A 14,203-nucleotide genomic window follows, 5' to 3' on the forward strand; every position below is an offset into this window, starting at 1 on the left:
TGGTGTGTGAAAAGTGCGGGAGGGTCAACAAACCGCAGGCCCGGTTTTGCGCCGGTTGCGGTACCGCCTTACAGCGCGGCGGGCCGGTTGCCGCTGCTGCGCCGGTCTTGCCGCCGGCCCGCTTGATTGTCCGTTCGCCTTACCGCCACTGGGAAATGGTACTTGACCACTCGTCGGTGCGGATTGGCCGGCGCGATCCGCGCCGCGCTCACTTTCCTGAATTGGATTTGGCTGAACATGACCGCGGGATCGCCTCGCGTCTGCACGCCATTATCGAGCGGCGCGGCGATCACTATACCCTCACTGATCAGCAGAGCACCAACGGCACCCGGATTAACGGGGTGTTGATCCCGCCGAATGTGCCGCAACGGTTGAAATCGGGTGATCTGATCCAGATCGGTGAGGTGGAGATGGAGTTTCGGTGGAACTGAAGGCTCTCATTTTGCGCGCTCCCGGCATCAATCGTGATGCCGACGCGGCGCTGGCCTGCGAGTTGGCCGGCGCGCGCCCGGAACGGGTGCATGTCAACCGGCTTGCCGAAGGTTCGGTGAAGTTGGCCGATTATGCGCTGTTAGTCATCCCCGGCGGCTTTTCGTATGGCGATCATCTCGGCGCTGGACGGTTGTTGGCGGTTGATCTGATTCATCGCCTTGGCGAAGAGCTGGAGCGGTTTGTGGCTGATGGCCGCCCGGTGATCGGGATCTGCAACGGGTTTCAGGTGTTGGTCAAAGCCGGTTTGTTGCCCGGCCCCACCCGCCAACCGCCACGAGTCACGCTCACGACGAATGAGTCGTGCCAGTTTGAATGCCGCTGGGTGCAGTTGGAAGCGGTGCGCAATAGCCGCTGCTTGTTTACCCGCGGCATTGAACGCCCGATCGAAGTGCCGGTCGCTCACGGCGAGGGCCGGATCGCGGTGCGTGATCAGGCAACGCTCGCCGAATTGGAAGCCGCCGGTTTGGTGGCGCTGCGCTATGTGGGTGAGGGCTATCCGGCTAATCCCAATGGCTCGCCGCACAACATCGCCGGCTTGTGCAATGCGCAGGGTAATGTGTTGGGACTGATGCCGCACCCGGAAAATGCGGTGTTGCCGCACCAGCATCCCCGCTGGACGCGCGAACCCTCCCGGCGCGAAGGTGACGGCTTGCAAATCTTCCGCAACGCGGTGCGCTATGCGGCGTCGTTGTAGGGGCATAGCGCGCTATGCCCCTGCGATGACGTGTGATGTTGGAGAAAGTATGGTTCTCTATCCGCCTGACGATCCGTTTTTAATCAGCTTTACCTTGTTTGGGTTCCCGATCGTGGTGCGCTGGTACGGCGCGATTATCATGACCGGCGCGTTGATCGCGGCCCTACTTGCGTCGCGGCGGGCTGTCGCGCGTGGCTACCACCCCGATCACGTCTGGAACCAGTTGATGTTAGGGTTGATCCTCGGCATTGCCGGCGCGCGGATCTATTACGTCGCCTTTGAATGGGAACGGTTCGCGCCTAACCCACTGAGCGCGTTCAACCTCACCACCGGCGGAATCGCAATCCACGGCGCGATCATCGGTGCGCTGCTATCGACCGTGATCTACACGCGCTACGCGAAACTGCCCTATTGGGATTGGCTCGATGTCTGTGTGCCCGGTTTCTTGCTGGCCCAGAGCATCGGGAGGTGGGGCAATTTCTTTAACCAAGAGGCCTATGGCCGCCCGACCGATTTGCCATTCGGGTTGCGGATCGATCCTGAATATCGGGTGCCGCCGTACAACGATCTTACGACTTATCCCATCACCACGCTCTTTCACCCGACCTTTCTCTATGAGTCGGTGTGGAATCTGGTTGGCGTTGGTTTGCTGCTCTGGCTTGACCACCGGTTTGGCCGGCTAGCGCCATCCGAACGGCGCCGGCTCAATCCGGGTGATCTGCTGTTTTTGTACGGGATCATCTATTCAAGCGGGCGGTTTTGGATTGAGGGGTTGCGGATCGATAGCTTGTGCGCGAGCGGGGTCGGTGGCTCGTGCGAGGGTAGTATCCGGGTGGCGCAGTTGGTGAGCGTGCTTGCGATTGTGCTGTGCGCGATTTTGCTCTTCCTCAACCACCGGCGGCCATTTGCCGGCACGTTGGCTGCTGAGCCGCGATAGATAAGGTGCAGAGCGGGTAAAGGCGCGAAGAGGGTAAACGCAAAGACGCAAAGGGCGCGAAGGTTGGTGATGGGGGATGCACAAAGTCACTTGTACCCCAATCTCAACATAATCTTTGCGCGCTCTGCGTTTTTCGCGTCTTTGCGTTTTATGATCTCTGTGCCTTTGCCCCCTCTGCGCCTTCACGATCCAGCAAGCGGGTGTACAGCCGCTTGAACCCCTCGCCGAGCGGGCCGTAGCCGAAATTGGCGACAACCTTCTCTCTCCCATGCTCGCCGAAGCGGCGGCGCAGCGCCGCGTCTTCGCCGAGGACGCGCACTTTTTCGGCGTAGCCGGCCACATCGTCGCGAGCGACCAAAAAACCATTCTGGCCGTCGTCAACCACTTCGGGCAGCGCGGCAACGTTGGTCGTCACTACCGGACGGCCGCAGGCCAACGCTTCGGCGGGGGCAATCCCAAACCCTTCTAGCCGCGAGGGAAAGAGCAAGATGTCACAGCTCTGGTAGGCCGCCACCAAGCCGGCCCGGTCAGGCGAACCGATCGGGATCATGCGCGGATGGGGCGGGCCGGCGTCGCGTCCTTGAAAACCGCCAGTGTAATAGAGCACATAGTCGTCCGGCAGCCGATCCATAATCCGGGGCAGCAGATCGAACCCTTTGCGGCGGGTGCGATTGCCGACAAAGAGCAGGCGGATGTGGGCATTGCTCGGCGGCAGGCCATCGTCGCGACGAGCAATGCCCGGCGGCGGCACGAACACATCGGTATCAATGCCATCGTAGATCAGCACCGTGTCGCGGCGTCCGTAGGTCATCTCCACCATGCGCTGGGTGTAGCGGCTGACGCAGACCACTGCGTCGGCGTAGGCGATTGACAGGCCATCGTAGCGCGACTCGACCAGCCGGTAGAAGAGGCGTTGGGCTAACGAGCTATAGGGTTGCAAGGCCGGGTCAGTGGTGAGATGGTGTACCGTGGTCACCACCGGTAGGCCATACCCGCGCAGGCTGAACGCGACCCGCGAGCGGCCTTGCACGATATCGAAGCGGCGAGCCACATCGGCGGGCAACGTCTTGGGAATAAGTACGGGCAGAAAGTTGTACAGTTCTGGCAAGCGCAGCAATTGCGGCGATAAACCGGCGCGCTGCACAGCGCGAGTGATATTCTGAATGCCAAAATCGACGCCGCCGCGACCAAGCGGCGAAACATAGAGCGGGCGCAGCATAGTGATGAAACTCCATCCAGCGGCCAATCTTTACCCAACCGCTCGATCTTGTCACAGATTGGCGAGGGTGTCAATGGCATCTAGGCCATGACCATCATGGAGCTTGACAGGCGATCGCGCACACATCAAAACCGGCAGGTAAGCAACCAGCATCGTATCTGCGTCGCTTACCCGCCGGTTACTGCTTATCCGGCAACCGTGGGGCGATTACCAGTTGACCGACCAGTTAACGCTCGAGTCTGCCGGCGTGATAGCTGTGTGAGTGTGCGAACCCATAGCGTTATTCCTCCCAGTAATCTGAGCCCCAGTTGACCGAGCCCCACGTCTGGGTTACACCGCTGGCGACAAGGATTCGGTATTCGCACTCTCAGTTGTCGTACCGTTCACCATGGCGAAGGCATCCAGCTACCCCGTGCCAGCCGTTGTAGGCGAGTAGCCGGGCCAGTTGCGGTTCGCCGTCGCCATCAGCCGGAACTTGACCTGATCTGGGGTCAAGTTTGGTTCGTCTTGGAGTAAGAGCGCAATGGCGCCGCTGACAATAGGAGCCGACATCGAGGTGCCAGACATCCGGAAGTAGTTGCGGTCGATCCGGTTCTTGGGTCGATCGCGGCTGATCGTGAGGAGATCGTTTTCGGGCAGCAACCCCACGATATTGCGTCCGGGAGCAACCAATTCCGGTTTGGCCGTGCCTGCTTCGGTGATGCCGCAGGCTGAGAATGAGGCAACCACGTCATCTTGAATGGAGGCAGTGCCCCGATCATCAGCCGCGCCAACGGTAATCACGAACGGATCGTTGGCTGGCGGGTAGAGGGTTGCCGTGCCATTATTGCCCGCCGACACCACAACCACAATGCCGTTAAACCACAGAATTTCGCAGGCGGCGGCCAGTGCGCTCGTGTGGTACGACTGCGGCATACTGGCGTTCAGCGACAGGTTGACTACGCGGATGTTGTACCGTGCCCGGTTGGGGTTGATCCACTGGAGGGCAGCAACGACGTCGCTTTCGGTTGACATGCCATTATCGTCACTGACCCGCACATTAATAGTGTCGGCCCGTGGCGCCACACCGATATACTTACCATTCGACTGGTTGCCGTTACCGGCGATGAGACCGGCGATGAACGTGCCGTGCCCGTAGCGGCAGCGCCATTGTGGAAGCCGAGGTTAAAATTCACGTTAACCCGCACGCGCTTGCCCAGATCCTTGGTCTTAAACACACCGCTATCAACCACAGCGACGCTGACGCCACGGCCTTGCAGGCGGGCGCTGCTGTTCCAGAGTTGGGTCACGCGGATAGCATCGTTGTACACATTCTGCTGTTGGTTAGGATCGATGACTGCGAGCGCTGAGGTGTCGCCGCCGCTATCGCTAGCGGTGCTGCTGCCAGCCGCGCTGGTAATGCGCAAGCCGATAGCGTCGTAATTAATCGCGCTCGATGAATTAAATCCGCTCTGATCGAGAATCAGCCGCAGATTGTTTCGAAGTCGTTCCAGTTCCAGACACGCTCTTTCGTAATATCGATCACGAGCGGGTCGGCGTTGTTGGCGCTGGTAAACCGATTAAATTGCTTGTGGCTCAGTGTAATCGCCTTAGTCGTGCTGTTGCCGACGCCAATGCTAAGCTTTGGATCGTTGCCGGCGCCAAGTTGGGCTGGGACGAAGGCGTGGAACAAAACCTCAACCCGAATAATGACGTGACTGGGGGTATGCTCGGCGTTGAAGTCCGAGAAGGTGACATTCTGCCGGCCAATGGTGGCGAACGTGCCGTTTGGCCCGAGCAGCGAGTCGACACTGTTGCCTGCGCTGCTCAATGTCGTGGCGTTGGCCCACGTCACAAACGTGTGCGGTTGGCTCGAACTCGACCAGACCGGTGCGTCGGGCGAGATCCAAGCAACGCCGTTGGCCTTGGCCGCCGGTAGTTCCACAACCAGCGCGTTGATGATGTGCAAATCGCGCATGATCTGTCCGCCGAGCTGCGCAATGATCGGTTTAAGATCGGCATTGGCGACGTTGCGCTGTACGATCACCCGAATCGGCAGATCGGGCTGTTCGGTGGCGAAGTTTACGAGGGCCGGATGCAGGCGCGTTTCCGCTGCTACATTACATGACAGCGTTAAACGTGGGGTTAATGCAATGAGGAGGGCGAACACTGCGACGAGGTAGCCGATGCGGATCGCAGCGTTGTGACGAGAGGGTTGAACGAGCGTTGCTTGCATAGATGAGAGCTCCTAACGATGTGCCGTCAAACTGCTGCGGCGTACCCAGAATGAGAAAGGTGTGTTCTGGAGGTTTTCGTGGTAACCGTTGCAGTGGTGTAGACCGAGTGCCGCGTTAGTGACTGGTTGCTGATGGGGTTAGTCTTTTCAGACTGCCGGGTTTGGTTTAGGTTTGGATGATGCGCTTGGTTGCCTCCTTGTCTAGGCGCCTTCAGAAAGTGCATCGAGCTGTGATATGCCGGGCTACGTGATGCACCTCAGCGCTGCGGTGACGGGAGAAAACAGAAAACCCAGCGTAGACAAAGCTGGGGCGAAGCGACATACCTCTCCTGATAACAAAGGGAAGTGCGTGCTTGAGCTTGGTATCCCAGCCGCCCAGTGTACGCTCCACTGGACCTGTGGCTTTGCGTCCCCACCTTACGATGGGTTTGCCATTTCATCTCAAGACGTCTCTCTCCCATGTGAGTGGAAAACTTTACTTTTTTGCTCACAGCTTACTTCTGAGCAAGTAACTAGGCGAGAGATGTTTTATGCAATTTTTAAAGAACGTAACGATATTGGTGTAGTGAAATAATCTTATGGATTACGTTGGTACATTAGTGCATTCATGATGCTATTGTCAATGCTTTTTGGGTTTGCAGTATTGTTATATTGCAAGACGACAAAACTGTAATAATTAAAAATTGGTATAAAACGTGAAATGACGCTTGCGAATGAGCCTGCACACTGGCGACGCGGCGGGGTAGGAGAGGTAAGGAGCAGGGAATACATAGCGGCAGAAAGTGGCCTGTTCCGGCAAGGGCAGCAACTGCGGTGATAAGCCGGTATGGCGCCTAGTGCAGATGTTCTGAGCGCCAACATCAAGCGTTCAGATCTGAACGAACTGCGTCATTGTGACACACGTTGGCAAGTCTGCCACCCGATGCTCTCAGCGATCATCGGGTAGCCAGTCTTTATATTCAGGGGACAACTTGGCAAACATCCACCGCTAGAGCGGCTATGGCCATCCATAAAAGATCGCCGATACCACCGATCCACCGCAGGCTGAAGCGATATGTGCCAGTGAATCCTGAAACAAGGATGAAAGTACGAAGAGTTTTCGCTCAGATTTCAGATGTGAATTGGTCTGTGACGGTAACTAGCTTACGTCCAGAAGTGGGCGAAGCCGTTCGCTCATGGTTCACCAATAATCGCCGCAAAACGGCGGCAAGCCGGTCAGTGCCTGTTCGAGCAGGGCTAGCGCGCGCCGGTCGCTGACGCTGAGCACACCGAAGGCGGCGGCGGTGCGCGGACGGAGGTAGCGGCTAAGGAGTTGGCTGAGGGTGGCGCTGGTGCAGGCTAGATCCGCTTCGCCGGGGCCGAGGCGGGTGACGGTGGCGCGGCCATCGTGCCACACGAGCTGATAGCGTCCGGCGTTATCCGTGATCCAGTCGTCGGTGATCTGTATCGTGAGCTGGCCGGTAACCGGGGCGAAGGGGTAGAGGCTGAGCAGGTGTTTCACGTCGAGCACGCGCTGCATAAAGAGCGGCACAACGGTGGTTGGCGCCGGTGCGGGCAGCAATGCGTTGAGCGGGGCGTCAATCGGGGTGGGAATCTCGGCGACGATGATCTGATCGGCGTGGCGGGCGATGAAGACGAAGAGTTGGGCGCGGGCCAGCGGGTCGATGGCGACAATATCGCGGCAGACCAGCCGGTCGCCGTTGTCGCTGCGTTCAAGGCGGTAGATCAGGTACGAACGCCCCTTGCCTTGCTCGTCGCGCCAGATGAAGGCGTGGTAGGGTTCGCCGCCCCATGTTTGCAAGACATCCACCTGCCACCATTCAGGCGGGCGCACCAGCGGGCCGTAGCGCCCGCGTAACGCGCCGCGGTAGATGGCGTCGAGTTCGGCGATGTGGGTGGGGCCTGCGGGAATATACGCGCCGGGGGCCAGCTGAAAGGCGCGCAGATCAACCGGGGCCGGCCGTACCAAGCGCCGTTCGCCGGCTAGTGCCCAACCCAGCCGGTGGTAGAAGTCGTGGCGGAAGGGGTGGAGGAGGGCCAGCACCGAGCCGCGCTCGCGCAGCTCGATGCAGGCGTGGCGCAAGAGCTGCTCGGCATAGCCGCGCCGGCGGTGCTGCGGCCATGTCGCTACGCTGCCGATCGCGCCAACCGGCAATTCACCGTTGCCTGCCTGCATCTGAAACGGCATGATCTGCAATTGGGCTACCTGCTCGCCATTGACGAACAACCCACGCAGTTGGGCGATGACGTCCGGCGTGTAGCGGCCACGGTGGTACTGGCGGGCGAAGGCGTAGCTGTCAAGCGCCCAGAATTGCTCGAAATCGGTTGGGGTGAGTTGCCGGTAGCTGTTCATCAGATCGCTCCATGGTTTGAATAGCCGCGAAGAGACGCAGAAGATACGCAAGATATTGTATATATGTTGTGGCTTTTTCTTTTCAGCCCTCACCCCCGACTCCTTCCCCGCTGGGTTCAAGGGCGGACAGAACTCATGAGCGCTGAATGTTGTTGATGGCGTTGCGATGCGCCGGTGTACCGGCCAGTCGCCCGTGCAGCGGGCTTCGTACCCCTAGCCCGGCCCTTTAGGGCCGGGTGCCGGACAGATATGCTGTCCACCCTTGAATCCAGCGGAGGAGGGATTGGGGGTGGGGGCCGTGCCACAGCCGCAACGGGCGCCGAGCATGCGAAGGGGATGGAGCAAGGGGACGAGCGTGGGAGGGTGACGCCCTGCTTCTCCTCCGCGTCCGCTGTAGAAATACATGCTCTTGCTAGCTATGCACTTCAACCCAGCGGTGGAGTGGCGAGGGGCTTTCGGGGGTTGGTATGTGAGGTGAGTCAGCCTACCTCGTATCGTGATCCAGCCGGCGCCGCTGCCCATACCACAGCAGGTGGTGCCCGAACCGTGGTCGATCACCCCGCCCCCACGCGCGCACCCGCTCGCACCGATGGCATTCCGGCAACCGGTTCTCGCAGCAGGAGGTGATCCGATGAAATACCTACCCCCGAAAGCCCCCGCTGGGGGAGGGGGCAGACCTCTCCTTGCCGTCTGTCATTGCAAGCCGAGCGGTCGGGGCAGAGCAGCGCTCTGCCCGCGAGGCGACGCAATCCCCCGCGAGGGCGGGAGCAGTTTGCTCAGCCATCACTTGCGCTGAAGCGGGAGATTGCTTCGGGGGCTACGCCCCTCGCAATGACAACTGGGCTGCGCTCTCACCCTGACAACGAGGCCGATCCGCGCTATCATGGAGTGTGGCAGCATGACTGCCGCACAGCACAAAGACAGCAGCAGTGGAACTGTCGCACTCCACATCGCCAGAAAGGATCAGCCAATGGACATCATCCCCACTGTGCTCAAGTACATCTTCGTCGCGGCGGTAGCGGTTGAAGGAATGCTGATCGTGCGCGCTATCGTCACTCTCGCCAAAGAGAAGGCGCAGGCCGCCGCCGCGCCGGCTGCCAGCGCAGAGGAGTAACGTCGTGGCTTTCCGTATGCTCCATATCTCAGACATCCATACCGGCCCGCCCTTTAACCCCGCCGCCGCCGAACGCCTGATCGCTGATGCGCGCGCGCTCAAGCCCGATCTGGTGGTGATTTCGGGCGATTTTGTGCAGCGGGCTGACTTTGTGGCGCAGTGGCGCGCGGCTCGCACTCTGCGCGAACGCCTGCCCCAACCGCAACTAGTAGTGCCCGGCAATCACGATGTCCCCCTCTTTCTCTTGCACGAGCGCCTATTTGCCCCGTTGCGCCGCTATCGCCAGCAGATCTCGCCCGACCTCAACCCTGTCTTTACCGCCCCCGGCATTGCCGTTGTCGGCGCATGCACAGCCCACGGCCTGACGGTTGACGGCGGCAAGCTGTATCCCTCCCAGATCGCTGCGCTGCGTGGACGGCTAGCTCGCTTCGACGCCGATGTCTACAAAATCGTGGTCTGGCACCACCCACCCGCGCTGCCGCCTGCCTACCGGCGCAAGCGCGTCACCATCACGAACGCCGCTGAAGCGATCCGGCTGCTTGATGAGTTTGGGGTTGATATGCTGCTCTGCGGCCATCTACATATCAGTTTTGCCGGCAACACCCGCGATATCCTGCCCGATCTACGCCACGGCACCTACATCGTGCAGAGCGGCACCACCACCTCACGGCGCGGCTACGGCGCCGAGCACGGCGCGAATACGTGCAACCTGATTACGATCGAAGCTAACGGCGCGCGGGTGCAACATCTGCGCCTCGATCAGAACGGCGACGGTTTTCGCCCGGTAGCCGAACATTGGCTGCCGCGGCGGAGTGTGGCGGTGAAATAAGGGCGGTCAACCGCGCGTGGGCGCCAGCTCGCAGGCCCGCTACAACTGGCTCAACCCGCGCGCAATCGCCAACGCCTCTTGGACAAATTGGTGCGCTGTGGCGCCGGCAGCTAACTCACCGAGCCGATAACAGATCAGCCGCTGGCCATTCCCTTCAACATACCAGCCACGATAGCGGGTGAGCATATTTAGCTTCTGATCGGTGAAAAACTGGCGAATCTGAGACTCGTCGTTCCCACGCAATAGGTACGCTTGAGCGAAATCGGGATGGTGCGGGAAATCAATGGCGGTCTGGTGAAAGAGCTGCTTGATTTTGTCGCCGATCCCTGCTGGCCGCAGATAAAACGCCGGCGCGCGCAGATATTCCGCCTTGAACAACAGCACCGTTTGGCGATAAAACCGATCCTCAGAGCGGTTTTGGCGATAAAACTGATCCTCAGAGCGGTAGTTTTCTAGATCGCGCCGCTCTACCTGACGCACGGCGATATACTCGCAGATGGTCACTTGGCCGCCATCGACCGCAAACGACACCCCCGGCCACGAAACCGCGCCCCTATTACCAAGCTGGCTGAGCGCAAATAGCGCCAGATCCGGCGCCGTTCCCTGATCACGCGGCGCCAAGCCCATGCGCATCACCGCCTGCCGGATCTCCTGATGGCGTTTGCGATCGCGCTGCTGCGACCACTGCATCGTGCCAATGCCGATCACCACCGCCAACGCCAAGCCTCCCAGCGTCCACAGCAGTTCGTTGCTGTCCATACCCCACCTCTGCTGCGCCTTGTGGCTCAACTCTCGGTTCGATTGTAGCGCAGCAGCGGGTTAACCAACGAATCCGTTTCTCTACTCAGCGTAAAAAACGATCTGTCATTCACCACTGCACCCCGGCAAACAGATCATCTTCGCGCGCATCGCCATCCACCGGTGGGTAAGCGCGCATAAAGGTGTCGGCGCTGCCGAGCAGGCCCAACACCTTGCTGAGCGGGCCACGGGCCAGCGGCCCGCCCGCGCCTTGGCTCACATGGGCCAGCGCCGCTGCCCGCGCCTGCTCACGCACAGCGGTCGTGTCAATACGGGCATGGATGGGAAACTCAACCTCAGCCAGTTTGGTCAGATCGATGTCGCGATTACGGCCAAAGGCGCGCGGATCGCGGCCCAAGAGCGGCATGAGCCGCACCAGCAAGCGCAATAACCGGCGCGAGAAGGCGGTGTAGTAGAGTTTCTGCGGCGCATACGGCGGCCCCGCTTCCGGCCACGCCGCCGGATCGCCAGCGGCATGGAAGGCGGCGACTGTCGCTTCGTGGATGGCAATGTGGTCGGGATGGCGGTAGCCCCCGATCGGATCGAAGGTGATTACCACCTGCGAGCGCAAGCGCCGGATGTGGCGCACTATCTGCGCCGCCACCTGATCGCGCGGTTGGTTGATCAACGCCGCCGGATGGCGGTTCGCTTCCGTGCCGGGCATGCCCGAATCGCGATAGCCCAGCAAGGTCACACTGCTCAACCCCAACGCCTCAGCGGCGCGCAGTAACTCAGCGCGGCGCAACGCCGCCACCGACTCGTAGCCATTAAGCAAGGCGGCATCAACCGTTCCCTCTTCGCCGCCGGTTGCGCAAATCAGATGCACCGCCACCCCCGACCACGCATAACGGGCCAAGGCGCCTCCCGGCCCAAAGCTCTCGTCGTCGGGGTGGGCAAAAACCGCCAGCAGCACCGGGCGCACGCCGGGAGCAGTGGGGCGGAGAATGATGGTTTCTTCGTTGGGGAGCATAGGGTGGTAGTTTCCTCTATACACGTCGTTGTTATTGCCTAGGGCGCATACCTACTGTCATTGCGAGGGGGATCCCCTGTTGTCAGTGCGAGGGGGCGCAGCCCCCGAAGCAATCTCCCGCTTTAGCGCCCGCCATGCCTTAGCGCACTACTCCCGCCCTCGCGGGAGATTGCTGCGCTGCGCGGCGGGGCCCGGCCCCGACCGCTCCGCTCGCAATAACAAGCGGGCAGCGACTGCCCGGCGGCCTGAGCGACTCCTGCCGCAATTGTGCCACCCTCTATGGTATCATACCGCAAAGAAGCATTCGTGTCGCCGGTCGCGCGCTGGAGGAGCGACCGGCTCGCTGTACAGGTTAGAAAGTATGCTCGCAGATTTGCCAATTGCCGTGATCGGCGCCGGCGCGATGGGTGAAGCCATTATCGGCGGTTTATTGCGCAACGAGTTGGTCGCCGCCGATCAGATTCTCGCCAGCCACCCTCGCGAAGAGCGCCGGCGCGACCTCGCCCATCGCTACCACATTCGCACTACTCACGACAATCTCGAAGCGGCTAAGTGGGGCCGGGTGGTGATCTTTGCCGTCAAACCGCAGCAGTTGCGGCGGGTGTTGCCGCCGTTGCGCGGTGCGATCCGCGATGAGGATTTGGTGATTTCGGTCATTGCCGGCGCAACGATCGCCTCCTTCGCCGAGGCGCTCGACCATCCAGCGGTGGTGCGCAGTATGCCGAATACGCCGGCTCAGATTGGCTACGGCATGACGGTGTGGACGGCGGCTCCTGCGGTCACTGAACGCCAGCGCGGGTGGGCGGCGACGGTGCTTGGTGCGTTGGGACGTGAGCTGTACGTCGATACTGAAACCTATCTCGATATGGCGACGGCGATTAACGGCACCGGCCCGGCGTATGTCTTTTTGATGATGGAAGCCATGATCGACGCTGGCGTCCATCTCGGTTTGTCGCGCCGCATTGCCGAAGAGCTGGTGCAACAGACAATGCTCGGCTCGGTGCAGTATGCCATGCAGAGCGGGATGCACCCGGCCCAATTACGCAATGCGGTTACGTCACCCGGCGGCACCAGCGCCGCGGCGCTGAGCGAACTCGAACGCGGCGGGTTGCGCACCGTGCTGGCCGATGCGATCTGGGCCGCGTATCGCCGTTCGGTGGAACTGGGAAGGCAGGGGTAGATGGCGATCAGTTATGCGCGCGCGCGGTTGACAACCGAAGACGACCGCCGTTACCAAGCTCACGTCGAGAAGTTTAAGCTGCAACGCAAGAATCAGAAGGCCATCCGCCCGCCGCGCCAGCGCGATATCTTTGGCGGACAGGCCGAAGCGGCGTTGCGCGATTGGTTGGCGGCCCATTTGCCGCTCGACGAGCGCCGCATTCTCGAATACGAAGAGCGCCGCCACCGCACGGCGCAAATTAAGTATCGCGAACTCGACGCGCTAGCGATCATCGATAGCGTGGCGTGGGTGTTTGAGATTAAGGCCAGCCGCACCGCCAGCGCCATTCGCCGCGCCGTCGCCCAACTCAACGAGACGCGCCAGATTCTGCACCTGCTCTTCCACCGCGTCGGGGTGACAATTCTGCTGGTGGATACCGGCATCCCCGCCGATAGCGCCGCCGCCGCCGCGCTGATGGCCAGCGACCGCCCGCCGCCGCGCCGGCCCGAACCGCTTGACGAAGTGTTGGCGGCGTTGCCGCAGGTGCAGCGGATTGAGGATTTGGCGGCCCGCTCATCAAGTGGCGATCAGGTTAACCTGATGCTGTTTAGCGTTGATGATATCATTGCGCTGGTCGGGGCCGAGAATCTGGCCCTCAATTGGGAAGACGATGATCTCGATGACGAGGCGGAGGATGAACCGCCGCCGGAAGCGACCTTGTTTGCCAGCAGCGGCGATGATGATGATGACGACGATAACCCGCTCGCTGCCGCGTTGCGCAAGGCCGGGTTGAAGTAATGGCGCTGTAGAGCCGGATGGCTGTCCGGCTCCGCAACGGCGCTGTAGAGCCGGACGGCTATCCGGCTCCGCAAAGGGCGTAAAGAGGTTAACGCAAAGACGCGAAGAACGCAGCGTGCGCAGAGGTTTTTGTGGGAGGTTGTCCCTACTCCAGCCCTCCCCTCCGGGGGAGGGAGTCGGCTTCCTCCCCCCAGTGGGATTGAGGGTCAGGAAGAACATCTGGCCGGTTACGACCGCTAATCGCTGTGCAATGCCTCAACGCCCGGCTTTGCGCTCCCCTCTCCCGTGCCAGTGGGCGAGGGGTTGGGGGTGAGGGCTATCAGCCCGCGTAGCGGGCTTCGTAACTATAGCCCGGCCCTGAAGGGCCGGGTTCCGGATCAGACACCAGCGGAGAGAGGCCGGGAGGAAGGCAATAGCAGAAAAGATGCGCAGCCAACAAACGACATTCATCAATCGTTGATCCAGTCCATACCAAACCTATGAACCAACTCCGCACCACTGCCGCCATCACCCTAGCCCGCACCGCCGGCGCCCTCTCGCGTCGCCTGCGGCTCGGCGGCGGCACCACATTGCCCGGCCAAGTCGCCCGTTCGCTTGACCCGGCCATCTTGACGACGATCTGCGC

The 14,203-nt window shown here is 61.0% G+C and carries 13 protein-coding genes and 1 riboswitch; of the genes, 7 read left to right on the forward strand and 6 right to left on the reverse strand.

Annotation, left to right across the window (positions count from 1 at the left end; all coding sequences use genetic code 11):
- The 3 genes from U9R81_RS02940 to lgt all read left to right on the forward strand — a co-directional run.
- On the forward strand, positions 1-431 hold a 431-nt coding region (locus U9R81_RS02940; protein ID WP_322494039.1), incomplete at its 5' end, for an FHA domain-containing protein.
- The gene (purQ, locus tag U9R81_RS02945; RefSeq protein ID WP_322494040.1) at positions 422-1,186 is read left to right on the forward strand and encodes a phosphoribosylformylglycinamidine synthase I; all 765 of its coding nucleotides are present in this window, start codon (positions 422-424) and stop codon (positions 1,184-1,186) included. The genes U9R81_RS02940 and purQ, both read left to right, overlap by 10 nt.
- Positions 1,187-1,235: 49 nt before the next feature.
- Positions 1,236-2,123, forward strand: a complete 888-nt coding sequence (gene lgt / locus U9R81_RS02950; protein WP_322494041.1) for a prolipoprotein diacylglyceryl transferase — start codon at positions 1,236-1,238, stop codon at positions 2,121-2,123.
- Between the two features lie 148 nt (positions 2,124-2,271).
- On the opposite strand, the gene U9R81_RS02955 is transcribed toward lgt, so the two are convergent.
- From U9R81_RS02955 to eis, 4 genes are all read right to left on the reverse strand, one after another.
- Complete coding sequence (locus U9R81_RS02955) at positions 2,272-3,342, reverse strand: glycosyltransferase family 4 protein (RefSeq protein ID WP_322494042.1); 1,071 nt, start codon at positions 3,340-3,342, stop codon at positions 2,272-2,274.
- A 405-nt stretch (positions 3,343-3,747) separates the two neighbouring features.
- Entirely contained in the window at positions 3,748-4,461 is a 714-nt protein-coding gene (locus tag U9R81_RS02960) for a S8 family peptidase (protein ID WP_322494051.1), read from the reverse strand.
- 343 nt (positions 4,462-4,804) lie between these two features.
- Positions 4,805-5,557, reverse strand: a complete 753-nt coding sequence (locus U9R81_RS02965; protein ID WP_322494043.1) for a hypothetical protein — start codon at positions 5,555-5,557, stop codon at positions 4,805-4,807.
- Positions 5,558-5,915: 358 nt separating this feature from the next.
- Positions 5,916-6,000, reverse strand: a riboswitch (cyclic di-GMP riboswitch).
- A 737-nt stretch (positions 6,001-6,737) separates the two neighbouring features.
- Complete coding sequence (gene eis, locus U9R81_RS02970; protein ID WP_322494044.1) at positions 6,738-7,910, reverse strand: GNAT family N-acetyltransferase; 1,173 nt, start codon at positions 7,908-7,910, stop codon at positions 6,738-6,740.
- Between the two features lie 970 nt (positions 7,911-8,880).
- On the opposite strand from eis, the gene U9R81_RS02975 reads away from it, so the two are divergent.
- Together U9R81_RS02975 and U9R81_RS02980 are read left to right on the forward strand one after the other, a co-directional pair.
- On the forward strand, positions 8,881-9,024 hold the full coding sequence (locus tag U9R81_RS02975; protein ID WP_322494045.1) for a hypothetical protein: 144 nt from the start codon (positions 8,881-8,883) through the stop codon (positions 9,022-9,024).
- 4 nt (positions 9,025-9,028) lie between these two features.
- Positions 9,029-9,853 (forward strand): metallophosphoesterase family protein, encoded by an 825-nt coding sequence (locus U9R81_RS02980; RefSeq protein WP_322494046.1) that lies wholly within the window; start codon positions 9,029-9,031, stop codon positions 9,851-9,853.
- Positions 9,854-9,892: 39 nt separating this feature from the next.
- On the opposite strand, the gene U9R81_RS02985 is transcribed toward U9R81_RS02980, so the two are convergent.
- A complete protein-coding gene (locus tag U9R81_RS02985) occupies positions 9,893-10,612 on the reverse strand; it encodes a hypothetical protein (RefSeq protein ID WP_322494047.1) in 720 nt (239 codons plus the stop codon).
- A 109-nt stretch (positions 10,613-10,721) separates the two neighbouring features.
- Positions 10,722-11,621 (reverse strand): PIG-L family deacetylase, encoded by a 900-nt coding sequence (locus U9R81_RS02990; protein WP_322494048.1) that lies wholly within the window; start codon positions 11,619-11,621, stop codon positions 10,722-10,724.
- A gap of 361 nt (positions 11,622-11,982) precedes the next feature.
- Between U9R81_RS02990 and proC the strand changes: the two genes are divergently transcribed.
- Together proC and U9R81_RS03000 are read left to right on the forward strand one after the other, a co-directional pair.
- A complete protein-coding gene (proC, locus tag U9R81_RS02995) occupies positions 11,983-12,801 on the forward strand; it encodes a pyrroline-5-carboxylate reductase (RefSeq protein WP_322494049.1) in 819 nt (272 codons plus the stop codon).
- Positions 12,802-13,578 (forward strand): hypothetical protein, encoded by a 777-nt coding sequence (locus tag U9R81_RS03000; protein WP_322494050.1) that lies wholly within the window; start codon positions 12,802-12,804, stop codon positions 13,576-13,578. It abuts the gene before it with no gap.
- Positions 13,579-14,203 lie beyond the last annotated feature (625 nt).

Source organism: Chloroflexus sp. (assembly GCF_034435895.1).
GTDB lineage: Bacteria > Chloroflexota > Chloroflexia > Chloroflexales > Chloroflexaceae > Chloroflexus.

Bases quoted from the DNA above. Each gene is read 5' to 3' on its own strand.
- U9R81_RS02985 (WP_322494047.1), bottom strand. From the start codon at position 10,612: ATGGACAGCAACGAACTGCTGTGGACGCTGGGAGGCTTGGCGTTGGCG.
- U9R81_RS02990 (WP_322494048.1), bottom strand. From the start codon at position 11,621: ATGCTCCCCAACGAAGAAACCATCATTCTCCGCCCCACTGCTCCCGGC.
- U9R81_RS03000 (WP_322494050.1), top strand. From the start codon at position 12,802: ATGGCGATCAGTTATGCGCGCGCGCGGTTGACAACCGAAGACGACCGC.
- U9R81_RS02975 (WP_322494045.1), top strand. From the start codon at position 8,881: ATGGACATCATCCCCACTGTGCTCAAGTACATCTTCGTCGCGGCGGTA.
- eis (WP_322494044.1), bottom strand. From the start codon at position 7,910: ATGAACAGCTACCGGCAACTCACCCCAACCGATTTCGAGCAATTCTGG.
- U9R81_RS02965 (WP_322494043.1), bottom strand. From the start codon at position 5,557: ATGCAAGCAACGCTCGTTCAACCCTCTCGTCACAACGCTGCGATCCGC.
- U9R81_RS02955 (WP_322494042.1), bottom strand. From the start codon at position 3,342: ATGCTGCGCCCGCTCTATGTTTCGCCGCTTGGTCGCGGCGGCGTCGAT.
- proC (WP_322494049.1), top strand. From the start codon at position 11,983: ATGCTCGCAGATTTGCCAATTGCCGTGATCGGCGCCGGCGCGATGGGT.
- lgt (WP_322494041.1), top strand. From the start codon at position 1,236: ATGGTTCTCTATCCGCCTGACGATCCGTTTTTAATCAGCTTTACCTTG.